This is a genomic window from Paenibacillus sp. FW101-FHT12H11 (genome assembly GCF_058790355.1).
Window position 1 is genome coordinate 133,421 of record NZ_JBYTCO010000007.1, and the last position, 24,498, is coordinate 157,918.

Genomic DNA, 24,498 nt, shown 5'->3' on the forward strand with positions numbered 1-24,498 from the left:
CCAATAGACTTAACCTTGAAATTAAGAGGGGAGGAAGGACGATCATGGCAGATTCATTAGTCATTGTTGAGTCACCAGCTAAAGCCAAAACCATCGGCAAGTATTTAGGCAGCAAATTTATCGTAAAAGCCTCGATGGGTCATATTCGCGACCTTCCGAAAAGCCAAATTGGCGTAGAAGTAGATCGTAACTTTGAGCCTAAATACATAACTATCCGTGGTAAAGGTTCTATATTAAAAGAATTAAAAGATGCTAGTAAAAAAGTGAAAAAAATATATCTGGCGGCTGACCCGGATCGTGAGGGTGAAGCGATTGCCTGGCATTTAGCACATTATTTGGATGTTGGTTCAGATGAGCTATGCCGTGTTGTATTTAATGAGATTACGAAGGATGCTGTGAAGGACGCATTCAAAACACCTCGTCGCATCAATCAGGATCTTGTTAACGCTCAACAGGCTAGACGGATATTGGATCGACTTGTAGGTTATAAAATCAGCCCTTTACTTTGGAAAAAAGTGAAGAAAGGTTTATCGGCAGGCCGTGTACAGTCCGTTGCGGTTAAACTGATTCAAGATCGAGAGAATGAGATCAAAGCTTTTGAGCCTGAAGAGTACTGGTCCATTACAGCACTGTTGGATGCGGGAAAAGCGGGATTCGAAGCGAAGTACCACAGCATGAACGGCGAGAAAAAGGAACTGCATTCGCAAGAGGATGTTAACGAAGTTTTGGCCGCAATGGGCAATGGGAAGTTTACCGTGAAAGAAGTGAAAGAGAAAGAGCGCGGGCGTAACCCGTCTCCACCTTTCATTACGAGCTCCATGCAGCAAGAAGCGGCACGTAAATTGAACTTCCGGGCGTCCAAGACGATGTCTGTGGCGCAGCAGTTATATGAAGGAATAGACTTAGGAAAAGAAGGTACGGTTGGTTTAATAACGTACATGCGTACGGATTCAACACGGATTTCACCTGTTGCCCAGGAAGAAGCCAGAGAGTTTATTATAACGAAATATGGTGCAGCATTTTATCCGGAAACACCTCGTGTGTACACGAAAAAGAATGCAAATGCACAAGACGCGCATGAAGGTATCAGGCCTACCTCCGTGCTTCGCGAACCTGAACAATTGAAAGAATTCCTCAGCAGAGACCAATATCGGCTTTACAAACTCGTATGGGATCGTTTTGTTGCCAGTCAAATGTCATCCGCCATCTTGGATACAATGACCATCGATTTGACCGCAGGTGACACGGTATTCCGGGCGAATGGCTCCAAAATGAAGTTTGCGGGCTTTATGAAGGTTTATGTTGAAAGCAATGATGATGGAACGACGGAAGAGGACAAATTGCTTCCGCCATTATCGAAAGGCGATGTTTTGGAAAAACAAAGCATTGACCCCAAACAACACTTTACTCAACCGCCTCCACGGTATACGGAAGCCCGTTTAGTGAGAGCTCTCGAGGAAATGGGCATCGGCCGACCAAGTACGTATGCACCGACGCTGGAGACGATTCAGAAGCGCGGTTACGTTGCGATCGAAGAGAAAAAATTCGTTCCTACCGAGTTGGGCGAGCTTGTTATTCAATTGATGCAAGAATTCTTCCCTGAAATTCTCGATATTGAGTTCACAGCCCATATGGAAGAGGAACTTGATTTTGTAGAAGAGGGCAAAGAGGATTGGGTAAGAGTTCTGGATACTTTCTATACGTCCTTTGAGAAACGGCTTGAATTTGCCGAAGAAGAAATGAAGGAAATTGAAATTCAGGATGAAGTATCTGATGAAATTTGCGAGAAATGCGGCAGACACCTTGTTTATAAAATGGGACGCTTCGGCAAATTCCTCGCATGTTCAGGATTCCCGGAATGCCGGAATACGAAGCCGATCATCAAAGATATCGGTGTCACGTGCCCAAGCTGCCATGCAGGCAAGATTGTAGAGCGCAGAAGTAAGAAGGGCAGAGTGTTTTACGGCTGTGATCAATATCCTACTTGTGATTTTGTCTCATGGGATAAGCCGGTTAACAAGCCTTGTCCGGTTTGCAGTTCGATGATGATCGAGAAAAGAAGTAAGAACGGCCTCAGCATTCAATGTACGAATTGCGACCATAAAGAAGAAGTAAACGAAGATCAGAACGAAGATATGAAAGATTAGAGGTGTCCGATTTTGCCAGAATATCCAAGAGTAACAGTCATCGGTGCAGGACTCGCTGGAAGTGAAGCAGCTTGGCAGATTGCACGTCAAGGTGTGCCTGTTACTTTATACGAAATGCGTAATGTCCGTAAAACACCAGCTCACATTACAGATCAATTCGCGGAATTGGTGTGCAGCAACTCCCTTAGATCCAATGGCTTGACGAATGCAGTTGGCGTACTGAAAGAAGAGATGAGAAGAATGGATTCTTTGATTCTCTCCTGCGCTGACCAACACGCCGTACCGGCAGGTGGAGCCTTAGCCGTTGACCGTGATGGGTTCTCCCAAGCCGTTACCCAAACGCTGCGGAACCATCCGCTCATTGAAGTCATCAACGAGGAAGTACAGGTTTTGCCGGAAGGCATTACTGTGGTAGCCTCGGGTCCGTTAACTTCCCCTGATTTGTCTGCGGGGCTGAAAGAGCTAATGGGTGAGGAATACTTATACTTCTACGATGCGGCAGCACCGATTGTAGAGAAAGATTCCATTGATATGAACAAAGTTTACCTGGCTTCTCGTTACGACAAAGGTGAGGCTGCTTATCTCAATTGCCCAATGACGGAAGAGGAATTTAACGTTTTCTATGAAGCCTTAATTACGGCTGAGGTAGCTGAACTTAAGGAATTTGAAAAAGAGATCTACTTCGAAGGATGTATGCCATTAGAGGTCATGGCTAAGCGTGGTAAACAGACAGTGTTATTCGGGCCAATGAAGCCGGTTGGATTAATTAACCCGCACACCGGAAAACTGCCGCATGCCGTCGTACAGCTTCGTCAAGATAACGCCGCGGGAACCTTGTACAATTTGGTTGGTTTCCAAACCCATTTGAAGTGGGGCGAGCAAAAACGTGTTCTCTCTTTGATTCCTGGTTTGGAAGAAGCGGAATTCGTTCGATATGGCGTGATGCATCGTAATACATTTATTAATTCGCCGAAGCTTCTTGAACCGACGTATCAATACAAGCGTCGTGAGAATCTGTTTTTTGCAGGACAAATGACAGGTGTTGAAGGTTATGTGGAATCTGCTGCATCCGGTTTAATCGCTGGACTTAATGCCGGCCGATTGGCAAAAGGGCAATCATGCTTGGTGCTCCCGGAGGAAACAACATTAGGCAGCATGGCGCATTACATTACGACAGCTGACTTTAAACATTTTCAACCGATGAATGCCAATTTCGGATTGCTCCCACAACTTCCGGAACGGATTCGGAACAAAAAAGAAAAATACGAGAAGCTGGCTAATCGTGCAATAGAGAGTATTCAGAATTTTTCGAAAACAATTGCTGAATAGGTTGTAATCACACTATTCACTGTGTTACTATAATTATGTTTTGAATTATTATTCATTCGTTTTCTCATACATTTACCTCTAGATGCGGTCTTAATTGTGAAATTGACCTCGCTAGAGGTTTATCTCTTTTTATTAGGTCGAAACCAAGTCAAGTTTTTGTTTTCCGGTGTAAGATTCCATTGGAGGAGTGAGAAGAGATGGATGCCAGTCAGGCGCAATTCCATGCGACAACTATTTTTGCCATTCGTCATCAAGGTAAAGGTGCAATTGCCGGAGATGGCCAGGTTACATTTGGCAACAGTATGATTATGAAGAGTAGTGCCAAAAAGGTGAGGCGTTTACATAGAGGGAAAGTGATCGCAGGTTTTGCAGGATCAGTAGCTGATGCGATTACCCTTTTTGAAAAGTTTGAAGGCAAGCTCGAAGAACACCATGGTAATTTACAACGTGCTGCAGTCGAACTCACGAAGGATTGGCGGCAAGACCGCGTATTACGTCGATTAGAAGCAATGATGATTGTTATGGATGCTACGGGTTTATTGCTTCTCTCAGGCAATGGGGAAATTATTGAACCGGATGATGGCATTCTGGCGATTGGTTCTGGCGGCAGTTTCGCATTGGCGGCGGGTAGAGCATTACATCGGCATGCACCATCGCTAAGTGCCAAAGAGATTGCTCATGCTGCTCTTACAACAGCTGCTGAAATTTGCGTGTTCACGAATCATAATATTATTGTCGAAGAAATCGAGTAAATCAGAATTGATTACGCACTTTTTTAGGAGGGTACCCGAATGGCAAACAGCTCCCTAACACCTAAACAAATTGTACAGGAATTAGATCGATACATTGTAGGTCAGAAGAAAGCGAAAAAATCGGTTGCTATTGCTTTGCGGAATCGTTATCGGAGAAATCTGGTGGATGAAGCCATGCGGGATGAGATTGTTCCCAAAAACATTCTGATGATTGGACCAACAGGCGTAGGTAAGACTGAGATTGCACGCAGACTGGCAAAATTGGTTGGAGCCCCTTTTATTAAAGTGGAGGCAACCAAATTTACAGAGGTAGGTTACGTTGGCCGTGACGTCGAATCGATGGTAAGGGATTTAATTGAAACCTCTATTCGTATGGTTAAATCGGAACGCATGGAAGCAGTCAAAGACCGTGCAGAGAAATTAGCCAATGAGCGAATTGTTTCTTTGCTGGCTCCAAGTCCATCACGCACCAAATCGCAGCGTAATCCGTTTGAAATGTTGTTTGGGGGCCAAAATCAACCCGAGCAGGAAGAGAGTGCGCCGGATCCAAATCTTTCGTCAAAAAGGGCACAAATCGCTGAACAATTGACTAGTGGTAAATTAGAAAACGAGATTGTCGAGATAGAGGTCGAAGATTCATCGCCTTCCATGCTGGATATGTTGGCAGGGCAAGGCAACGAGCAAGCCGGCATGAATATGCAGGAGATGTTTGGCAGCTTGATGCCGAAAAAGATGAAGAAACGCAAGCTTCCCGTGAAAGAAGCAAGAAAAGTTCTGACGCAAGAGGAAGCACAGAAATTGATTGACATGGACGATGTTATCCAAGAATCCATTCACCGCGCTGAGCAGTCAGGCATCATTTTTATTGATGAAATCGACAAAGTAGCAAGCAGTTCCCGCGGCGGAAATGGTCCGGATATTTCACGTGAAGGCGTACAGCGCGACATCCTCCCGATCGTAGAAGGTTCTACCGTTGTAACCAAATATGGACCTGTGAAAACCGATTATGTTTTATTTATTGGTGCAGGAGCTTTCCATATTGCAAAACCTTCGGATTTAATTCCAGAGCTTCAAGGGCGTTTTCCGATTCGGGTAGAACTGAGTGATTTAACGCTTGAAGATTTTGTTTCTATTTTGCAGGAGCCCAAAAATGCGCTGACGAAACAGTACACGGCGTTGTTGCAAACAGAAGGTATAACCGTTGAATTTGCTGAGGAAGCTATTCATGAAATTGCTCGAATTGCGGTCGAGGTCAATCAGAACACGGAAAATATCGGAGCACGTCGCTTGCATACAATCTTGGAGAAATTGCTTGAGGATCTTTCCTTTGAGGCCCCTGAACTTACATTGGAATCTTTCATCATCAATCCGGAATATGTGCGCGAAAAACTGAGCGGTATTGTTCAGAATAGAGATTTGAGTCAATACATTTTATAATGAGCGATTGCAGGGTTACGTAAGTAGGAGGCAGTTACATGAGTTTATTAAACAAAACAAGAAGGCTAAATCGATTGCTGCAAAAGGAAGCAGGGAATGCGGTTAGCTTTATGGATATGGCTGAAGTTCTTCGTGATATTGTTATTGCGAATATCTATGTCGTCAGTCGTAAAGGGAAGATTCTAGGCTATGCTACGACCAATGATCCTGTTTCATCTGAAATGAATCAGGCGATTTTGCTTGAACGCAGATTTCCGTCTGAATCCAACAATCTTCTATTGAAGATAGAGGAAACGACGTCGACGTCGGAACCGAGCAGCCCCTATTATTACTATACAGAACAAATGAAAGACATGTTCCCTTACACACATACGACGCTAGTTCCTATTATCGGTGGTGGTGACCGGTTAGGGACATTAATCTTAAGTCGTAATGAAAGTCTGTTTATTGATGATGACTTAATATTAGCTGAATATGGTTCGACAGTAATCGCTATGGAGATCTTGAGAGAAAGAGCGGAAGAGATCGAAGAAGAAGCAAGAAGTAAAGCTGTCGTTCAAGTAGCGATAGGCTCTTTATCCTTTAGTGAAATGGAAGCTGTAGAGCATATTTTCGAGGAATTGGATGGCAAAGAAGGGCTTTTGGTTGCGAGTAAAATTGCTGATCGCGTTGGGATTACGCGTTCTGTAATCGTGAATGCACTTCGTAAGCTGGAGAGTGCCGGAGTTATAGAGACACGTTCGCTGGGTATGAAGGGCACTTATATTCGAATTTTAAATGAGCAATTAATACAAAGCATCGAACAGATAAAAACGAAACTATAACTTGGCACGATTAAAAAGCCCTGTCTGCTAAAAAAGATAGGGCTTTTTTCTTATTGTAACTTAAGCGAATATCTTAGATGATTAGGAAGGCAATGAACTTACAAAATTCTACAACAGGAAACTTTTTCTATTTGTTTTGTGAAAATAATGTCGAAATAAGAAGGAATACATACTTTCTGTGTGGAAGTATAGTGTCGAATACTCTATTGAAAGGGGGTAACGTGCATGTCTTTGTTGGACAAACCCAGTTGGAACTTGATGGAGCGTTCGCTTGATGCTTCGACTCTCAGACAAAAAGTGGTGGCGAACAACGTTGCCAATGTGGACACACCTTACTTTAAGCGTTCAGACGTTTTGTTTGAAGAGTTATTGCAAGGTGAAATGAATTCATCAACGCCCTCTATAGAAGGTTATCGGACAAACCCTAAGCATTTCTTTATAGGCAAATCGACAAATTTACCGAATTCAGAAATTAAAACCGATGAATCGACAGCGATTAACAACAACATGAACAATGTTGATATGGACTATGAAATGTCTTTAATGGCTAAAAACCAACTGAAATACAATACAATGATTCAGCAAATGAACAGTGAATTTAAAAAAATGCGCACAGTATTAGGGGGGAAGTAATAACAAATGAGGCTCACTAACGGATTTGATATCAGCTCATCAGCACTGACTGCGCAACGTTTAAGAATGGATGTCGTCTCATCGAATATTGCTAATGCGGATACAACACGTGCCAAGTTTGTAGACGGGAAATGGGTACCCTACACGAGGAAGTTAGTTGCATTTGAAACAAAATCACAACCGAGTTTCGCACAGTCTTTGCAATCGGCTATGGCTGATGGAACAGGCGAAGGAGTACGAGTTAACAAAATCTTCGAGGATCAGTCGCCGCTTAAACAAGTATATAACCCTACACATCCTGATGCAGATGCAAATGGATTTGTTTACATGCCCAATGTTGATGTGCTTAAAGAGATGGTTGATATGATTTCAGCGACAAGATCTTATGAAGCTAACGTTACAGCGCTTAATGCAAGTAAATCCATGATTACAAAGGCATTAGAGATCGGTAGATAATTAATCGGGAGGTTGCAGCATGATTGACAAAATCAGCTATAGTCCAATAAATATCATGAGCTCGGTTCAACCCAAAGACAACTCCGGTGAAGGTGCTGCTGACCTGGGCAAACAATTCGGCTCCTTTCTGAATGAAGCGCTGACGAATTTAAATGCCCAACAACAACAAGTTGATCAGTTGAATCAAAGTTTCATTAAAGGAGAGCTTTCAGACGTTCATCAGCTCACGATTGCTTCCGAAAAAGCATCATTAGGTCTGGAACTTACGGTGCAAGTTAGAAATAAAGTCCTTGAAGCTTACCAAGAAATGATGAGAATGCAGCTGTAATTAACCAAATGCTGCTAAAACTTTGGTTCGATGGGGTGACGGAGTGAACGAGAATCTCCTCCAGTACTGGGAAAAAGTAAAACAGTATTGGAATCGATATAGTAGAACAACAAAAATAACATTTATCGCAACGGTTGCCCTTTTGATTCTTACGGCTGCAATTATCAGTGTTAATTTATCTAAGACGGAATATTCCTTAGCATTTACCGAACTTCAGCCAAGCGACGCGGCTGCGATCAAAGGTTACCTGGATACAGCTAAAATTCCATACAAACTTAGTGCTGATGGTAAAAGCATCGAAGTACCTACAAATGAAGTAGCGAATGTGAAACTCGGTGTAGAGTCACAAGGTTTGAACAAAAATGGTTCTCTAGGATTCGGTGCTTTTAGCAACAGTAGTTCATTTGGTATCACAGATAACGAGTTTAAAGTAAAATACTTAAATGCGATTCAAGGCGAGTTGCAGCAGCTTATTAACTCGAATCAAGCCATATCCGGGTCGAAGGTTCTAATTTCACTTCCTGAGGATGGTCCCTTCTTGCAACAGCAGGAAGAGAAAGCAACAGCATCCGTTGTTCTTCAAATGAAACAAGGTTACACACTGGATCAAGGTAAAATTGATACCATCTATAACTTGGTTTCACACAGTATCAAAAATCTGCCTGTGGAGAATATCACGATCTCAGATCAGTATGGACAAAGCTTAGTTTCTTCCAAATCAGGCGGACAGTCCTCCTCGAGCTTAGTGACAAGCCAGTCGGATATTAACGATAAGTTTCAAAAAGATTTGCAGAAAAATATTATGAACATGCTCGGAACGATGTTTGGTCGCGACAAAGTAAATGTGAGTGTTTTCTCTACCATGAACTTTGATCAGAAGAAGAGTAAAGAACAGCTCGTCTCCGCGCCAAATCAAGTAGATCAAAAAGGACTGGAAATTTCCCTGCAAGAAGCATCCGAGTCTTATCAAAATAACGGAGCAGATACAGGCGGTGTTCCTGGTACTGGTACGACGGATGTGCCCGGTTACCCAGGATCATCAAATTCCGGTAAATCGAATACAGAGAAAAACACTAAGACAGTAAACTACGAAGTGAATCGGATTACGAATGACATTGTGGCAACACCGTATGTAGTAAAAGATTTAAGCATTAATGTCGGAATTGAACCACCGGTTAAAGATGATCCGACTTCTTTAACTGCAGAGACAAAAACTGCTGTGCAAACCGCTTTGGTAAATATTGTTAGGACTGCACTCGCAGATAATAAGGTTACATATACTGACGATGAATTGCAGAAAAAAGTTACAGTTCTTGCTCATACTTTTGCACGGCCAGCTGATACATTTGCTTCGAAAACAACAACGTACTTAACTTATGCTGGACTAGCTCTAGCGGCGCTTGCGATTGGTGCGATTGCTGGTTTTGCAATTAGAAAACGTAGAAAAGCTGCACAACAATTAATGGAACAAGATCTGAACATTGCAGCAAATAAAGCGGAACTTCCAACGATTGATATTGAAAATGTAACTAATGACAATCAAGTGCGTAAGCAGTTAGAAACTCTTGCGAAAAAGCGGCCAGAAGATTTTGTTAATCTGCTTCGGACTTGGTTAGTAGACGAATAGAGGTGCGCTTGTATGGCCAAAGCTGCTGTAAACGGGTTAACCGGACGACAAAAGGCAGCCATTCTTTTGATCAGTTTAGGCCCTGAGGTGTCTGCTCAAATATTTAAACATTTACGAGAAGAAGAGATTGAGCAGTTAACACTGGAAATTGCAAATGTAAGGAAAGTAGATTCTTTCGAAAAAGAAGCGATTCTCTCTGAGTTTCATCAGATCTGTCTTGCACAAGAATTTATTTCACAAGGCGGTATTGCTTACGCTAAGGATATCTTGGAGAAAGCGCTTGGTTCTCAGAAAGCACTCGATATCATTAACCGTCTGACAGCTACATTGCAGGTGAGACCTTTTGACTTTGCCAGAAAAGCGGATCCTGCTCAAATTCTTAACTTTATTCAAAATGAAAATTCGCAAACCATTGCGTTAGTCTTGTCCTATTTACAAGCGGATCAAGCGTCTATTATCTTGTCTTCGTTGCCACAAGAAAAACAAGCGGATGTTGCGAAACGTATTGCCTTGATGGACAGCACTTCTCCAGAAGTGATCAGTCAGGTAGAACGTGTATTGGAACAAAAGCTTTCGTCAACTGTTACACAGGATTACACAAATGCTGGAGGCATTGCGTCTATCGTTCAAATTTTGAATGGGGTTGACAGGGGGACGGAGCGTACCATCCTTGATTCTCTGGAAATTCAAGATCCTGAATTGGCTGAAGAGATCAAGAAACGGATGTTTGTCTTCGAAGATATCGTTAATATTGATAATCGCTCTATACAACGAATTATTCGTGATATTGAGAATGCTGATTTACAACTGGCACTCAAAGTTGCGAGCGAAGAAGTGCGTGATGTGCTATTCAAAAATATGTCCAAACGGATGGCAGAGACATTCAAGGAAGAAATGGAATTTATGGGTCCTGTTCGTTTGCGTGACGTTGAAGAAGCTCAAACGAGAATTGTTGCTACAATCCGCCGCCTAGAGGAATCCGGTGAAATCATCATTGCACGTGGTGGAGGAGACGATATTATTGTCTAATATCATTAAATCATTTGCTTATTATGCTGTGGATGATAAGAAATTGGTTGAAACGATCTCACCATTTCACTTGAATGGAGATCTTGATGCGAGTGATCAGCTAACTCCCGAACAACAGCAGGAAATAACGGAAGCGACGAATTTGAAAGATCAAATTCTTCAAGATGCTGAAGCTTTTGCCAATGAGCAGATTCATCAGGCTATGCAGGAATGTACGACTCTCCGTGAACAAACGCAGGAAGAAATTAATGGTTGGTGGCAAACACGCCGTGCAGAAGATGAAGAACATGTCGCTCAATCCATGCAGGCTGGTTTTGAAGAAGGCTACCAACAAGGAATTGCTCAAGCTGAAGAAGCGCTTAGACAGGAATACAGTGAAATGCTAACGGAAGCTCAAGGTATTCTGGAGCAATCCTACAAACTTAAGCAGCAGATCATTCAGGAATCTGAGCCATTCTTAATCGAACTAAGCACATCCATTGCAGAGAAAATCATAGGCAAACAGTTAACTTTAAATCCAGAATGGGTTGTTGAGCTTATTCAAACCGTTCTGTCGCGCAGACGCGAAAAAGGGATCATTGCTTTATGCGTATCTCCTTCACAATTCGCTTACATTCAAGATGCGCGTGAAGAGCTGCTAACTTCTATTGATTCACAGGCTGAATTGCAAATTATTCCTGATTCCACGGTGCAAGATCGTGGATGTGTGATTCGTTCTTCATTTGGAAGTATTGATGCTCGCATCGATACGCAGCTGAAAGAAATAAAATCAGCTCTGCAACAGTTGGCCACTCAAAGCGAGGGTACAGGATCATGAGCAGCGCATTACCAAAAGTAGATAAGTACAAAGAACATTTGCATGCCATCGACCCCATTCGTGTTAATGGAAAAGTCACACAAGTGATTGGATTGACGGTTGAATCGGAAGGGCCGGATGTGAGCATTGGCGACCTCTGCTATATTTACCCGCATAAATCCAATAAGCCTTTGAAAGCGGAAGTCGTTGGTTTTCGCAGTAATAAAGTCGTGCTGATGCCTTTAGGCGATTTGGACTCTATTGGGCCTGGTTGCGATGTTGTCGGTACAGGGAAACCACTTACTGTTCAAGTAGGCCATGAACTTCTTGGTAAAGTGCTGGACGGATTGGGACAACCATTGGATGGTTCGTTCCTGCCTTCAAGAATGGCTCAATATTCTACGAATAATGCGCCGGGCAATCCGCTAACTCGGCCGAGAGTGCTGAATCCAATCTCTGTAGGTGTTCGATGCATTGATGGATTATTGACAATTGGCAAAGGTCAGCGCGTTGGTATTTTTGCAGGTTCTGGTGTTGGTAAAAGTACGCTGATGGGAATGATTGCCCGTAATACGTCTGCAGATGTTAACGTCATTGCACTTATCGGTGAGCGGGGCAGAGAGGTCTTGGACTTTATCGAAAGAGATCTGGGTCCCGAAGGACTAGCAAGATCAGTCGTTATCGTTGCAACATCTGATCAGCCTGCGCTTATCCGTATCAAAGGAGCAATGATCGCTACAAGCATTGCTGAGTATTTTCGTGATCGCGGTCTTAATGTGATGATGATGATGGACTCCGTCACTCGTTTTGCCATGGCACAGCGTGAAGTTGGCCTTGCTGTAGGGGAACCTCCAGCGACGCGAGGCTATACGCCTTCGGTCTTTGCTATGCTGCCACGGCTACTTGAACGATCAGGTACCGGGCCGAAAGGGTCCATTACTGCTTTTTATACGGTGCTAGTTGACGGTGATGATATGAACGAGCCAATTGCTGATGCTGTTCGAGGGATTCTCGACGGTCATATTGTTTTAAACCGCAGCATTGCCAATAAAGGCCATTATCCTGCCATTGATGTTTTGTCCAGTGTAAGCCGTGTAATGAAAGAAATTGTGCCTTCTGAACACATGGAAGCAGCTGATCACTTAAAGCGACTTCTCTCTATATATAAAGATTCGGAAGACCTTATCAATATCGGGGCGTACCAAAAAGGTTCTAATCCAAATATTGATGTTGCCATGGATCATATTGAAGCCATATGGGACTTCACCAAGCAAAAAACGAGTGAAAAACTAACCTATGAAGAAGCTCAAGAACGATTGATTCACGAATTTTATAAGGGATGAGGGTCCTAAATGCAATTTCGTTATTCTTTCCAGCAAATTGTCGATTTGAAAAACAATGAACGAACACAGGCGGAATGGATATTATCTGAGGCAATGGGCCAATTACGGAACGAAGAAACGAATTTACATGGATTATTTGAACAAAAAGAGAGCTTGCACCAGGAAATGGTGACAGCTACAAGCCATTCAGTATCTATTTCGAAGATGCTTATGTTGCAAACATATATGAACCATGTCGATCAGCAAATTGCGCGTAAACATCAAGATGTTCAGCAAGCGAAGCATGTTGTGCTCAAAAAGCAGGAACATCTTTCGGAAAGAATGATCGATGAGAAGGTGTGGTCGAAAGCTAGGGAAAAGGCATTCGGCCAATTTCAATCCTTTGTCGCCAAAAAAGAGCAGGACGCTCTGGATGAAATGGCAACAAACCGGTTCAAACGACTCTCGTATTGAGGAAGGTAAAGGAGGAGCAAGGAGATGGCCGATACAAGCATGGAAGGTGCATCTTATAGTGCGCTGGAGCGGTTTCTGATATGGTTTGTCATCCCCTTTGTGTTTACGGCTGTCTTGCTTTTCGTGTTACTGTCGATCTTTGATTATGATATCAAGAGCAGTATTCAGAAAGCGTTGCATAACACTCCGGTGATTGGAGCAATTGTTCCTGCTCCGAAAGAAAAAAGTGCTGTAAGCGGAACTGGTAAAGAGACAACTCCTGAACAAAGCATCAAAACCAAGGATGATGAGATTACGAAGTTGAATGCCAAATTGGCGGAACTTCAGTCTGCTTTGCAGAAAGCTGAATCAACAACGGAGATGAAGGATCAATCACTCAAAGATGCAAGCGCAAAGATAACGGAACTTGAGGAAAAGCTGAAAGACAAGACGCAAACAGAAGAAGAGTACACGAATCAAATAACTCAGCTTGCCAATATGTATGCAAAAATGACACCGAGCAAGGCGGCTCCAATCATTGAAGCACTTACACCGAAAGAAATGGTGCTGATCTTCTCCATGATGAAAGCAGACAGCCGCGGGGCAATTCTGGAGAAAATGGATGCAACGAAAGCAGCAGAAGCTTCCATGGGGCTTAAAGACGTTACACCTGTAAGAGATAAAGAGATTGCCGCTTTACAAGAAAGATTAGCAACGAATGGAGCAAGCACAGCAAAAGCGACGACATCTGTCAGCAAGTCGGATTTAGGCCAGACATTTGCTAACATGACTCCCAAAAGTGCTTCAAACGTGCTAATCGAAATGAATAAATCTAATCCCGATAAAGTATTAGCCATTCTGAGTGGCATGGATAATGCTTCCCGTTCCAAAGTCATGTCGGCCTTGTCCGATGCGAATAAGGAAATCGCTGCTGCAATTTCAGCTAAGCTTGTTCAGTAACCGACGTTTGACTTAGGAGGGAGGTGAACAAATAAAATGGATGTACAAATACAGACAACACCTGCAAACTCTGCTTCTACTTCGACGAATAAGGCAGGATCGGCTGGAACTACTTCGAAGGATGGTTTCAATCAAGTCTTGGATGGTCAATTATCTCAAGATAGCACGACTAAGACTGAGACGAATCCTGCAGATCCAGCAGTTTCTCTGGACATGCTGTTGCAAATGCTTCAGAGTTTGGTAGCACCTCTGCAAGGGACTGCTACGCAGGATGCAAAGCCAGAAGATCAGCCGCTTTCTGAAGTCGTCTTGGAGGCTATGAACAGTAATCCAGCGCTTGCTCAGCAATTATTGCAGGATCCAAAGGTTCAGCAATGGTTTGAAGAAGCAGAGCAACTTCTACAAACGCTAAGTGGAGCTCAATCAACTACATTGGTTACTCTTCCAAGTACGCTAAAGCTTCAAGCAACTGATGTTTCAAGCCTGCAAGCTCAAAATACGCTGCTAGCATTAGCGTCCCTGTCAAAGCAGCAGCCTGACAATCCAATTGTGAAGTTTCTGAATCAAGATCTACAGAACGTCATCCAACCACTATTACCGGAGTTGATGACGAACTTGAAAGGTCAAACTTTGGAGGCTGCTACAACGGAGAGCGCTGTTGAAACAATGGAAGGTTTGATGAATACAGCTAACACAGGTAAGAAAGAAGTCACTTCTACAGATAAGCCAATTCATCACAAGCTTAGCAGCAAAAAAACATCAGATCAGAACGTTGATATGACAAACTCGGTGACGATCGCCCAACCTGCAAAGTCAAAATTAGAGATTCTTGCCCTGAAAAGTGGTTTCCTAACCGCGCAGGTAGAAGCTACTTCTACATCTGGAGATACGCTGCCTAATCTTGTGGATTTGCCAGCTGAACCTGAAACGGTTACTAACTCAGTGGTTACGATCGCTGATTTGCAGCGAACTCAGCAATCGCAGCAGGCTATTGGTGATAAAACAGTTGTTCCAACGCTGAATGCGGCTAATTTCGCTGAAGAAATGACGGAGCATGTTCTTAAAAACATGAAAATCACACTTGCAGATGGTCTCTCTGAAGCTAAGTTATCGTTGTTTCCAAAAAATCTAGGGCATATCGATGTGAAAATATCGATGCATGATGGCCAGCTTATTGCGCAGTTTGCAGCCGAATCCGCAGCAGCTAAGCAGATGCTGGAGAATCAGCTGCCACAGTTGAGACAAGCTCTTGTAACGCAAGGTTTACAAGTTGAAAAGCTTGAAGTCACGCAAAGCCAAAACATGCAATCCAGCATGTTCCAAGAACAACGTCAGCAGCAAGCTTTTGGTCAGCCTCAACGCCAAAGTAAGAACAATTCTGGCGGATTCGAGGTTGAATCCCTTGATTTCGAGCAAGAAATTGATGCTAACGTACAAGTTAGACCGGCCATACATGGCAATTCCTTTGACGTAACTGCCTAAATGTGAGTCCATTTGATGCAGTTGGAGGTGAAAGTATGGATACAAACCCCATCACAGGTAACGTTACAGATTTAATTAATGCTGGGAAAAATGTCAAAACGAAAGACAAAGATAACAATACGTTAGGTAAAGACGATTTTCTTAAAATCTTAATTACGCAACTTCAGAATCAAGACCCAACACAACCTTTACAAGATAAAGAGTTCATTGCCCAGATGGCACAGTTCACTTCCGTTGAACAATTGACCAATATGGCCGGTGAGATGAAACTCATGCGTCAATCTTTGGGATTTGTTTCAGGTTTGATTGGAAAATCGATCACTTGGGATGAGACGGACTCCACCGGAGCTACTGTCGAAAAGTCGGGCGTTGTTGACTCCATCACGTTCAAGGACGGCAATCAATTTGCCAATGTGAAGGGAGTGGAAATTTCTCTGGACAAACTCAAGAAGATTGAGGATGCCGGAGAAACCAAATGACAGAGAGAATATCCATAGGGCAGCTTTATCCTAATGCGGTTTCTCCTGCGTCTACGAGACGAACACCTGTACAGCAACCGGTACCCACATCTGCATCCGGTAATCCGACATTTCAAAAGCTTCTTCAGGAGCAATTTGTTCGTTTCAGTCATCATGCAGAAGTTAGGCTGAAAGAGCGAGGCATTCAACTGAAGCCGGAGCAACTGGATAGTCTTAGCAAAGCGATCGATAAGGTAGCAGCAAAAGGCGCTAAGGATGCACTGATGGTTTTAGGCGGAAATGCATTGATTGTCAATGTTCCTAACCGAACTGTTGTTACGGCGCTTGACGGGAACGCGATGAATGAACATGTTTTCACACAGATCGACAGTGCAATCATTATATCTACATAAACGGGCTCGACCGCGTAGGAGGCCTGGAGCTGTGGAGCGAAAGAAGCAGCTCATAGTTTACGTTATTTTAATCCGATTAGGAGGCTAGTAAGATGTTAAGATCTTTATACTCTGGTGTTTCAGGTATGCGTGGTTTTCAAACGAAATTAGATGTTATCGGTAATAATATCGCAAATGTAAACACCATCGGATTTAAAGGAAGCCGCGTTATGTTTAAAGACATTCTTAGCCAAACTGTTTCCGGCGTAAGTGCAGCTGATGAGAACCGTGGCGGCGTGAATGCTCAGCAAGTTGGTTTAGGTGTAAGCGTAGCTTCAATTGATACCGTACATACCGCTGGAAGTGCGATGACAACGAACGTTCCTACGGATTTACGTATTAATGGCGATGGATTTTTTGCAGTAGGAACTACGGATCAAACAGATGCTCCATACTTGACGAGATCCGGAAACTTTACTTTAGACCCAACTAGAAACTTAGTGAATGCTGAGGGCCTTCATGTCATGGGAGCTGATGGTGCTGGTCCGATCGTGATTCCGGATGATATCGTATCGTTCTCAATCTCTCAAAACGGTGATATCATCGGTGTTGATTCCACAGGCGCTACCGTTGCAACTGGCCAAAAAATTGGCGTAATCAAAGTTGTTAACCCGTCTGGTCTTGAGAAAATTGGCGGCAATCTGTATCGTATGACAGCGAATGCTAATCCGGAGGGTGCGATTGAGGTTGGGGCTCCTGGTAACACAGAAACCGGAACAGGAACACTGATTTCTGGACAGCTAGAAATGTCCAACGTAGATTTGACTGGAGAGTTCACAGAGATGATTATCGCTCAGCGTGGTTTCCAAGCAAACTCCCGTATTATCACAACTTCGGATGAAGTGCTTCAAGAGGTCGTAAATCTTAAACGTTAATTTTCATTGAAATGACAGAGGGGAGCTAGTCTCCCCTTATCCTGATGCAGGAGGAGAAGCATGATTTCTCTCACTCGTTTAAACGGTAAAGCCATCATCCTTAATGCTATTTTGATTGAGTTGATTGAAGAGACGCCAGACACCATGATTACTTTGACGACAGGGAAGAAGATCACAGTTCTTGAGAAGGCAGAGGTCGTGGTAGGCTTAGTGCGGACCTACATGCAGGAAATTGGCTCAGTACGAGCGACGATTATGTCAAGGGATGCGGAGGGTTCGTAATTGTTTAAGAATAAAATTTTCATACTGATCGTATCGATTTTAATTGCTATCACATTAATTTTGACCGCTGCATTCGTTTTGTGGAATTTTATGGAGAAAAGTAATCAATCCAAAGATCCTGCGGCAAAAGCACAAGATGCTGTAGCAAGTGTGAAACCGACAAAAGCACCTTCTGCTGAAGCGGTGAAAGCGAACACGGCAATCATCAAAGATATTTTGACCAATTTATCAGGCAGCCAAAATTTCATTAAAATTAGTTTCGCATTTGAATTAGAAAACTCAAAAGGCAAGACGGAATTTGACAGTTTGTTAGACTCCGCGGTGAAAGGGACGATCGTTCAAACCCTTGGAGATTTAACGAAGGATCAAATCGAAGGAAGCAAAGGGTCGGATAGTTTAACGGCTACGTTAATGAACAAATTAAACCCACTGCTGCACGAAGGTAAAATAAAGCAAATTTGGATAACTGATAAAGTGCTTCAATAAATCTGCTATTGATTTTGCTAAAAGGAGGTGACTCTAATGGTTGATGTTTTGTCGCAAAATGAGATCGATGCCTTGTTGGCGGCATTGTCCTCTGGCGAAATGGATGCGGATGAACTCAAAAAAGAAGAGACGCAGAAGAAAGTAAGGGCTTATGATTTTAAAAGAGCTGTACGCTTCTCCAAGGACCATATTCGAAGTTTGACTCGAATTCACGAAAACTTTGCGCGGTTCCTAACCACTTATTTCTCAGCGCAATTGCGTACGTTTGTACAAATTAGTGTAGTTCAGGTTGAACAATTGCCTTACGATGAATTTATTCGTTCGATCCCGAAAATGACCATTTTGAACATCTTTGAAGCGGAGCCTTTAGAGGGTCGGATGGTACTTGAAGTGCATCCCAATGTTGCTTTTGCGATGTTAGATCGTTTGTTAGGCGGTGCAGGTACAACGCCTACGAAGATTAATGCTTTAACTGAGATTGAAACCATTGTAATGGAACGTATTTTTAGCCGGGCTTTCGACAGCCTGCAAGAAGCATGGAAAACTGTTATTGATATTCAGCCTAGATTAGAGGCACTTGAAACAAATCCACAGTTTATGCAGATTGTTTCTCCCAATGAAACGATCGCATTGATCTCATTGAGTACCAAAATTGGTGATACGACAGGGATGATTAATTTATGCATACCGCATGTGGTCATCGAACCGATTATGCCTCGACTTTCTGTGCACCATTGGTTTGTATCACAGAAAAAGACGAGAGCACCTGAAGAAGTGGAAGCACTTCAATCCCGCTTGGAAAAAACCAAGCTACCCCTCATTGCAGAATTGGGTTCGTCCGAAATTTCCATTCGAGATTTCTTGGGCTTAACGGTCGGCGATGTGATCCCACTGCAAAAATCCGTCGAAGAATCGCTTCAAGTCAAAGTGGGCGAGAAGCTGAAATATCTCGGTAGCCCTGGTACCTTAAAAGGAAAGATGGCTGTTCAAATTACAGATATCGTAAATGAAGGAGAAGAAGATTATGACGAATAATAGAGATTATTTGTCCCAGGAAGAGATCGATGCTTTATTGAGACAGTCTTCGGACGATAGCTCAGCCTCTTCTTTTCATGGGTCTCCTCAAGTTGAAGATTTTTTATCTTCCTTAGAACAAGACGCACTAGGTGAAATTGGTAACATCACTTTTGGCAGCGCAGCTACAGCTCTTTCTACCTTGCTTGGTAAAAAAGTCGACATCACGACGCCAAAGGTATCGATTATCAGTAAAGATGAATTGCAAGAGCAATTCCCGAAACCACATGTGGCTGTACATGTAAACTATGTGGATGGCTTCGATGGCATTAACCTGTTAGTGATCAAAACGCGCGATGCCCAAGTTATTGCTGACTTAATGATGGGTGGAGACGGTACTGGCGGGGATGAACATCTAAGCGAAATTCATATTAGTGCCGTGCAAGAAGCGATGAATCAAATGATGGGATCCTCGGCAACATCGATGTCTACCATATTTAATCGATTTGTCAATATCTCACCTCCAGGAATCGACATATTAAATTTGTCGAAAGGAGAAGGAAAACTACCCGACGAGGACGTATTTATAAAGATATCGTTCCGACTTATCATTGGCGACCTTATTGATTCTAATATCATGCAATTATTACCTGTTCCTTTCGCCAAAGAAATGGTATCGATCCTCATGGGTGGCGATTCTGATTCTTCGATGGAAGTTGCACCTGCTGCACAAACGCCGGCGCCTACACCAGCACCTATGCAGGAAGTACATACACCGCCCCCTGCAGCTGCTCAACCTGTGTATGAGCAACCAATGTATCAACAACAGCAGCCTGTGTATGAACAACCTATGTACCAGCAGCCTATGCAAACACCCATGCAGCCGCCAATGGGGCAGCCGATGTATCCGCCGCAGCAACCTATGTACCAGCAGCCACCTGCTTCTTATGGCGGGATGCCAAATCGTAATGTCAATGTCCAACCTGTTCAGTTTGGAAATTTGCAATCAGGTGGATTAGGGCAAACGGATGATACGAACCTGAATTTACTACTGGATATACCACTTAAGGTAACTGTAGAATTAGGCAGAACACACAAGGTGATTAAAGACATCTTGGAACTCTCCCAGGGATCGATTATCGAATTGGATAAGCTGGCAGGTGAACCGGTAGACATCTTAGTAAACAATAAGCTGATTGCCAAGGGCGAAGTCGTTGTCATCGATGAAAACTTCGGAGTTCGTGTAACCGACATTGTGAACCAGTGGGAACGAATTCAAAAGTTACAATAATTTAATCTTAGGGGGACTTTATTCATGGCTAACCGTATTCTAATTGTAGATGATGCAGCTTTTATGAGAATGATGATTCGTGATATTTTGACAAAAAATGGTTACGAGGTTTGTGGAGAAGCGAATGATGGTGCACAAGCTATCGAAAAATACAAAGAGTTGAAACCGGATCTGATTACAATGGATATTACAATGCCAGAGATGGATGGTATTCAAGCTTTGAAAGAAATTAAGAAGATTGAACCAAGCGCGAAAGTAATTATGTGCTCAGCGATGGGACAACAAGCGATGGTCATCGATGCCATTCAAGCTGGTGCGAAGGACTTTATCGTGAAGCCTTTCCAAGCAGACCGTGTTATTGAAGCTATTAAAAAGACTCTAGGTTAAGCCGTCTTCGTTCGGTCGAGTCTTACATACACCGAAAGGATTGTGGATATGAAAAGACTCTGCTCGAAAAGACTGCTAACAGGCATACTCGGTTTAACCGCAATGTTGTATACAAGGTCCGTCGGTTTTGCTGAAACAGAACCCGGACAAGGACTTCCAACAACGGATTATCCGAGTACCGATCCAACGGGGACGTTTGGTATGATTTTTAAGGTCATATTCTTCTTGATTTTAATTATTCTTCTTTTCTATGTTCTAATTAGGTACGTAGCGAAGAAAAATAGAGGAACAATGTTTGGGAACTCAATTCGATCTTTAGGTGGAGTTCCCCTAGGCCAAAATAAATCCATTCAAATCGTTGAAATTGGACATTCGCTCTTCGTAGTTGGCGTCGGAGATAACATCCAGCTGTTGGATAAAATCAATGACGCCGATGAAGTAGCATACATCACTGAGCTTCTGATTTCTTCTCAGGATGATCGAATGGGATTCGCATCTGTTAGCAAGTGGATTAGTAAACTGCCAACTAGAAAAAAAGACATCGAAGAAGATGTAGAAATAAATTCAGCCTTTCAGCAAGTATTTCATGATAAGCTCCAGCGTGTATCTAATCGTAATCGAAATGTAGAAGAATGGCTTTCTGATCAAAAACAAAAAGATCGGTTGAATGATGAATGAAACGAAATAAACTAGTTTTTACACTTCTCATTGTGTTGATTTCTGTGTTTCTACTCTCTTTGACAGCATCAGCTGCGGAGACGGATCCTAACAATCCGATTCCAGGTTTAAACGTAAACATTGGCACTGGAGGGACAGCCGGAGGGTCATCTAACACAGTCACACTATTGCTGCTGTTAACCGTTTTGAGTCTTGCACCATCTTTTCTCATTCTAATGACTAGTTTTACACGAATCGTCATCGTGCTCGGTTTCGTCCGCACTTCACTAGGAACCCAGCAGATGCCACCTAACCAGGTTCTAATCGGACTCGCTCTGTTTTTAACCTTCTTTATCATGTCTCCAACTTTAGGAGAAGTGAATCAAGTAGCTCTTCAACCCTACATGAAGGGTGAAATTAATCAAACCCAGGCTTTCGAGAAGGCTTCATTGCCAATGAAGAAGTTTATGTTCAAGCATACGCGTCAGAAGGATTTAAAGTTATTTCTAGATTACACCAAGGCAAAGGCACCTACAGGTGTGGAAGATATTCCGCTAACTTCATTAGTTCCTGCTTATGCGATTAGTGAGTTGAAATCTGCTTTCCAAATGGGATTCATGATATTCATTCCGTTCCTGGTCATTGATATGGTCGTTTCCAGTACCTTGATGGCAATGGGGATGATGATGCTGCCACCTGTTATGATTTCATTGCCGTTTAAGATTCTACTTTTTATTTTGGTAGATGGCTGGTATCTTGTGGTGAGATCATTACTCCTAAGCTATAGTTGAGGATCAAGATATCGGAGGTTTCTGAAATGGGTTCGGAATTTGTAATACGAATTGCTGGTGAGGCTGTTTATACGGTGCTTAAAGCGAGTGCTCCCATGCTTGTCATTGGGCTTGTCGTAGGTCTTATAATAAGTATTTTTCAGGCGACGACACAGATTCAAGAACAAACCCTAGCTTTTGTTCCGAAAATCGTTGCTGTACTGTTGTCTATCCTCATCTTTGGGCCGTGGATCATGAACACTTTGGTTGATTTTACGTTCAATTTACTCAACAACCTTTACAAATTCGTTGGATAGGTTGTGAGCGCGATGACATTAGTTTTTCAGGCAATCCCTATTTTTTTGCTTATCTTTTGTCGAATTACATCATTCTTTGTCGTGGTACCGATTTTATCTTCTAGAAACGTGCCCATGATGTTCAAGATCGGATTTTCCGTATTCATCTCCTTCCTTATTTTTGCGAGCATGGGGTTGGATAAGCCCATTCCCATGGATGGTGAATATGTTCTTTTGATTATTCGTGAAATGCTGATCGGCATTTTGCTTGGTTTTCTTGCCTATCTCTTTTTTACGGTCGTTCAAACCGCAGGTTCTTTTATGGATATGCAAATTGGCTTCAGCATGGCAAGCGTAATAGATCCACTAACAGGGGCTTCAGCGCCAATGTTAGGTAACCTCAAATATATGATCGCCGTTCTGTTATTTCTTTCATTTGACGGCCATCATTACCTCCTTAGAGCGATCATGGATAGTTATAAGTGGGTTCCGTTGGACAACGAGTTGTTTGCTCGGATATACAGCGGTGAAATTTCTGATTTCTTGTTTCATTCTTTGGCCAAAATGTTTTATCTTTCGTTTCAACTTGCTGCACCGATTGTAGCGGCGCTTTTTCTAACGGATTTAGGATTAGGGCTATTAACGAGGGTTGCTCCGCAATTTAACATTTTTGTTATCGGTGCACCACTCAAAATGATTTTGGGCTTTTTCTTGCTCGTTGTTTTATTTCCGGAATTAATTTCACAATTCCAATATTTGTTCTCAACCATTTTCGATAACATGGAGAAGTTGCTCCAAATCATTAGCGGAACACAGCAACCATCTCCCTAAGTAGGAGGAAAGCCGTGTCCCAACAACGTCGTTTGCAGCTTGATTTACAATGGTTTGCTGGGGAAAAGACGGAGCCAGCTACGGCGAAGAAAAGGCAGGATGCGCGCAAGAAAGGGCAAGTTGCGAAAAGTATGGACTTACCCGCGGCACTGATTTTGCTCTTTTCTTTCTTGTCGTTTCTAATGTTTGGCGGATACATGAAAGAGAAGATGATCAACATTTTTCGAAATGTGTACGAGAATCAACTAACAATGGATGTTACGGCAAGCAATGTTCAGGTGTTGTTCGCAGACTTGGTCATGCAAGGGCTTTTTATATTAGGGCCAATCTTCCTTCTTGTGGTGATCATTGCGTTTATTGGGAATTACGCGCAAATCGGGTTTATGTTTATTGGTGAGCCCTTGATGATGAAATTTAATAAGATTAATCCTATAGAAGGATTTAAACGTATTTTCTCATTACGGACTGTGATGGATTTCCTTAAGTCTACAATGAAAATGACAATTATCGGTTATGTTGTTTACACGACATTAATGGGAGAAAAGGCTAGATTGTTGGGTTTGGGTCATTCTCCATTGGAAAGTACGTTCTCGTTTATCGCTTCTCTTACTCTAAAGTTGGGGATAAAAATAGGAGCAGTTCTAATTGCACTCGCTATTTTTGACTACATTTATCAAAAATACGAGTATGAGAAAAGTCTTAAAATGTCTAAGCAAGACATTAAAGATGAGTACAAGAAAAGCGAGGGGGATCCCCTCATTAAAGGAAAGATCCGTGCAAAGCAGCGCCAGATGGCGATGCAGCGAATGATGCAGGAAGTTCCCAAAGCGGATGTTATTATTACGAATCCAACTCACTTTGCAGTTGCTCTTAAGTATGATTCCACCAATATGCAAGCCCCTACCGTTATTGCAAAAGGCGCCGATTACGTCGCATTGAAAATCAAAGAAGTTGCCAAGAACAACGGTATTATTACAATGGAAAACAAACCGCTTGCTCGTGCGATCTTTGCACAGGTGGAAATAGGAGACTCAATTCCGGCTGAGCTGTTCCAAGCTGTCGCAGAAGTGTTGGCGTATGTATATAAAATGAAGGGCAAAACGAATTAATAAGAAGGGGGGTAC

The 24,498-nt window shown here is 42.8% G+C and carries 28 protein-coding genes; all 28 read left to right on the forward strand.

Annotation, left to right across the window (positions count from 1 at the left end):
- Positions 1 to 44: 44 nt before the first annotated feature.
- The 28 genes from topA to flhB all read left to right on the forward strand — a co-directional run bounded on the left by topA (position 45) and on the right by flhB (position 24,483).
- Positions 45 to 2,147: a type I DNA topoisomerase gene (topA, locus tag AC3WTJ_RS23080; protein WP_157321263.1), complete on the forward strand. Its 2,103-nt coding sequence runs from the start codon at positions 45 to 47 to the stop codon at positions 2,145 to 2,147.
- Between the two features lie 12 nt (positions 2,148 to 2,159).
- A complete protein-coding gene (trmFO, locus tag AC3WTJ_RS23085; RefSeq protein ID WP_492523831.1) occupies positions 2,160 to 3,476 on the forward strand; it encodes an FADH(2)-oxidizing methylenetetrahydrofolate--tRNA-(uracil(54)-C(5))-methyltransferase TrmFO in 1,317 nt (438 codons plus the stop codon).
- A gap of 197 nt (positions 3,477 to 3,673) precedes the next feature.
- Positions 3,674 to 4,228, forward strand: a complete 555-nt coding sequence (gene hslV / locus AC3WTJ_RS23090; protein ID WP_127451100.1) for an ATP-dependent protease subunit HslV — start codon at positions 3,674 to 3,676, stop codon at positions 4,226 to 4,228.
- 39 nt (positions 4,229 to 4,267) lie between these two features.
- Positions 4,268 to 5,665: an ATP-dependent protease ATPase subunit HslU gene (gene hslU, locus AC3WTJ_RS23095; protein WP_127451098.1), complete on the forward strand. Its 1,398-nt coding sequence runs from the start codon at positions 4,268 to 4,270 to the stop codon at positions 5,663 to 5,665.
- A gap of 38 nt (positions 5,666 to 5,703) precedes the next feature.
- Positions 5,704 to 6,489, forward strand: a complete 786-nt coding sequence (codY, locus tag AC3WTJ_RS23100; RefSeq protein WP_127451096.1) for a GTP-sensing pleiotropic transcriptional regulator CodY — start codon at positions 5,704 to 5,706, stop codon at positions 6,487 to 6,489.
- Positions 6,490 to 6,714: 225 nt separating this feature from the next.
- Positions 6,715 to 7,122 (forward strand): flagellar basal body rod protein FlgB, encoded by a 408-nt coding sequence (flgB, locus tag AC3WTJ_RS23105; RefSeq protein WP_127451094.1) that lies wholly within the window; start codon positions 6,715 to 6,717, stop codon positions 7,120 to 7,122.
- Between the two features lie 6 nt (positions 7,123 to 7,128).
- Positions 7,129 to 7,578: a flagellar basal body rod protein FlgC gene (gene flgC / locus AC3WTJ_RS23110; RefSeq protein WP_127451092.1), complete on the forward strand. Its 450-nt coding sequence runs from the start codon at positions 7,129 to 7,131 to the stop codon at positions 7,576 to 7,578.
- 19 nt (positions 7,579 to 7,597) lie between these two features.
- A complete protein-coding gene (gene fliE / locus AC3WTJ_RS23115) occupies positions 7,598 to 7,906 on the forward strand; it encodes a flagellar hook-basal body complex protein FliE (RefSeq protein WP_492523832.1) in 309 nt (102 codons plus the stop codon).
- 43 nt (positions 7,907 to 7,949) lie between these two features.
- Complete coding sequence (fliF, locus tag AC3WTJ_RS23120) at positions 7,950 to 9,533, forward strand: flagellar basal-body MS-ring/collar protein FliF (RefSeq protein ID WP_492523833.1); 1,584 nt, start codon at positions 7,950 to 7,952, stop codon at positions 9,531 to 9,533.
- A gap of 12 nt (positions 9,534 to 9,545) precedes the next feature.
- A complete protein-coding gene (fliG, locus tag AC3WTJ_RS23125) occupies positions 9,546 to 10,562 on the forward strand; it encodes a flagellar motor switch protein FliG (protein WP_127451086.1) in 1,017 nt (338 codons plus the stop codon).
- Entirely contained in the window at positions 10,555 to 11,379 is an 825-nt protein-coding gene (locus tag AC3WTJ_RS23130; RefSeq protein ID WP_492523834.1) for a FliH/SctL family protein, read from the forward strand. Before fliG ends, AC3WTJ_RS23130 begins: the two co-directional genes overlap by 8 nt.
- Positions 11,376 to 12,701, forward strand: coding sequence for a flagellar protein export ATPase FliI (gene fliI, locus AC3WTJ_RS23135; RefSeq protein WP_127451082.1), 1,326 nt, complete (start codon positions 11,376 to 11,378; stop codon positions 12,699 to 12,701). Before AC3WTJ_RS23130 ends, fliI begins: the two co-directional genes overlap by 4 nt.
- Positions 12,702 to 12,710: 9 nt before the next feature.
- Positions 12,711 to 13,154: a flagellar export protein FliJ gene (gene fliJ, locus AC3WTJ_RS23140; protein WP_127451080.1), complete on the forward strand. Its 444-nt coding sequence runs from the start codon at positions 12,711 to 12,713 to the stop codon at positions 13,152 to 13,154.
- A gap of 24 nt (positions 13,155 to 13,178) precedes the next feature.
- A complete protein-coding gene (locus tag AC3WTJ_RS23145; RefSeq protein WP_492523835.1) occupies positions 13,179 to 14,093 on the forward strand; it encodes a MotE family protein in 915 nt (304 codons plus the stop codon).
- Positions 14,094 to 14,129: 36 nt separating this feature from the next.
- Positions 14,130 to 15,575, forward strand: coding sequence for a flagellar hook-length control protein FliK (locus AC3WTJ_RS23150; RefSeq protein ID WP_492523836.1), 1,446 nt, complete (start codon positions 14,130 to 14,132; stop codon positions 15,573 to 15,575).
- Between the two features lie 35 nt (positions 15,576 to 15,610).
- On the forward strand, positions 15,611 to 16,054 hold the full coding sequence (locus AC3WTJ_RS23155) for a flagellar hook capping FlgD N-terminal domain-containing protein (RefSeq protein WP_492523837.1): 444 nt from the start codon (positions 15,611 to 15,613) through the stop codon (positions 16,052 to 16,054).
- The gene (locus AC3WTJ_RS23160) at positions 16,051 to 16,446 is read left to right on the forward strand and encodes a TIGR02530 family flagellar biosynthesis protein (protein WP_492523838.1); all 396 of its coding nucleotides are present in this window, start codon (positions 16,051 to 16,053) and stop codon (positions 16,444 to 16,446) included. The genes AC3WTJ_RS23155 and AC3WTJ_RS23160 overlap by 4 nt, the downstream gene beginning before the upstream one ends.
- A gap of 92 nt (positions 16,447 to 16,538) precedes the next feature.
- A complete protein-coding gene (gene flgG / locus AC3WTJ_RS23165) occupies positions 16,539 to 17,360 on the forward strand; it encodes a flagellar basal body rod protein FlgG (RefSeq protein WP_492523839.1) in 822 nt (273 codons plus the stop codon).
- A 60-nt stretch (positions 17,361 to 17,420) separates the two neighbouring features.
- Positions 17,421 to 17,642: a flagellar FlbD family protein gene (locus AC3WTJ_RS23170; RefSeq protein ID WP_407867750.1), complete on the forward strand. Its 222-nt coding sequence runs from the start codon at positions 17,421 to 17,423 to the stop codon at positions 17,640 to 17,642.
- The gene (locus tag AC3WTJ_RS23175; protein ID WP_492523840.1) at positions 17,643 to 18,128 is read left to right on the forward strand and encodes a flagellar basal body-associated FliL family protein; all 486 of its coding nucleotides are present in this window, start codon (positions 17,643 to 17,645) and stop codon (positions 18,126 to 18,128) included. It begins immediately after the preceding gene.
- Between the two features lie 36 nt (positions 18,129 to 18,164).
- The gene (gene fliM, locus AC3WTJ_RS23180; RefSeq protein WP_127451064.1) at positions 18,165 to 19,163 is read left to right on the forward strand and encodes a flagellar motor switch protein FliM; all 999 of its coding nucleotides are present in this window, start codon (positions 18,165 to 18,167) and stop codon (positions 19,161 to 19,163) included.
- Positions 19,153 to 20,433: a flagellar motor switch phosphatase FliY gene (fliY, locus tag AC3WTJ_RS23185; RefSeq protein ID WP_492523841.1), complete on the forward strand. Its 1,281-nt coding sequence runs from the start codon at positions 19,153 to 19,155 to the stop codon at positions 20,431 to 20,433. Before fliM ends, fliY begins: the two co-directional genes overlap by 11 nt.
- A gap of 24 nt (positions 20,434 to 20,457) precedes the next feature.
- Complete coding sequence (locus tag AC3WTJ_RS23190; protein ID WP_127451060.1) at positions 20,458 to 20,820, forward strand: response regulator; 363 nt, start codon at positions 20,458 to 20,460, stop codon at positions 20,818 to 20,820.
- Positions 20,821 to 20,868: 48 nt separating this feature from the next.
- Positions 20,869 to 21,498, forward strand: a complete 630-nt coding sequence (locus tag AC3WTJ_RS23195; RefSeq protein WP_492523842.1) for a flagellar biosynthetic protein FliO — start codon at positions 20,869 to 20,871, stop codon at positions 21,496 to 21,498.
- Positions 21,495 to 22,268: a flagellar type III secretion system pore protein FliP gene (gene fliP / locus AC3WTJ_RS23200; protein ID WP_157321232.1), complete on the forward strand. Its 774-nt coding sequence runs from the start codon at positions 21,495 to 21,497 to the stop codon at positions 22,266 to 22,268. Before AC3WTJ_RS23195 ends, fliP begins: the two co-directional genes overlap by 4 nt.
- A gap of 26 nt (positions 22,269 to 22,294) precedes the next feature.
- Complete coding sequence (gene fliQ / locus AC3WTJ_RS23205) at positions 22,295 to 22,564, forward strand: flagellar biosynthesis protein FliQ (protein ID WP_127451055.1); 270 nt, start codon at positions 22,295 to 22,297, stop codon at positions 22,562 to 22,564.
- A 12-nt stretch (positions 22,565 to 22,576) separates the two neighbouring features.
- Entirely contained in the window at positions 22,577 to 23,374 is a 798-nt protein-coding gene (gene fliR, locus AC3WTJ_RS23210) for a flagellar biosynthetic protein FliR (RefSeq protein ID WP_492523843.1), read from the forward strand.
- 14 nt (positions 23,375 to 23,388) lie between these two features.
- Positions 23,389 to 24,483 carry a flagellar biosynthesis protein FlhB gene (flhB, locus tag AC3WTJ_RS23215; protein ID WP_492523844.1) on the forward strand — a complete coding sequence of 365 codons (1,095 nt, stop codon included), beginning with the start codon at positions 23,389 to 23,391 and terminating at the stop codon, positions 24,481 to 24,483.
- The last annotated feature ends 15 nt before the right edge of the window (positions 24,484 to 24,498 follow it).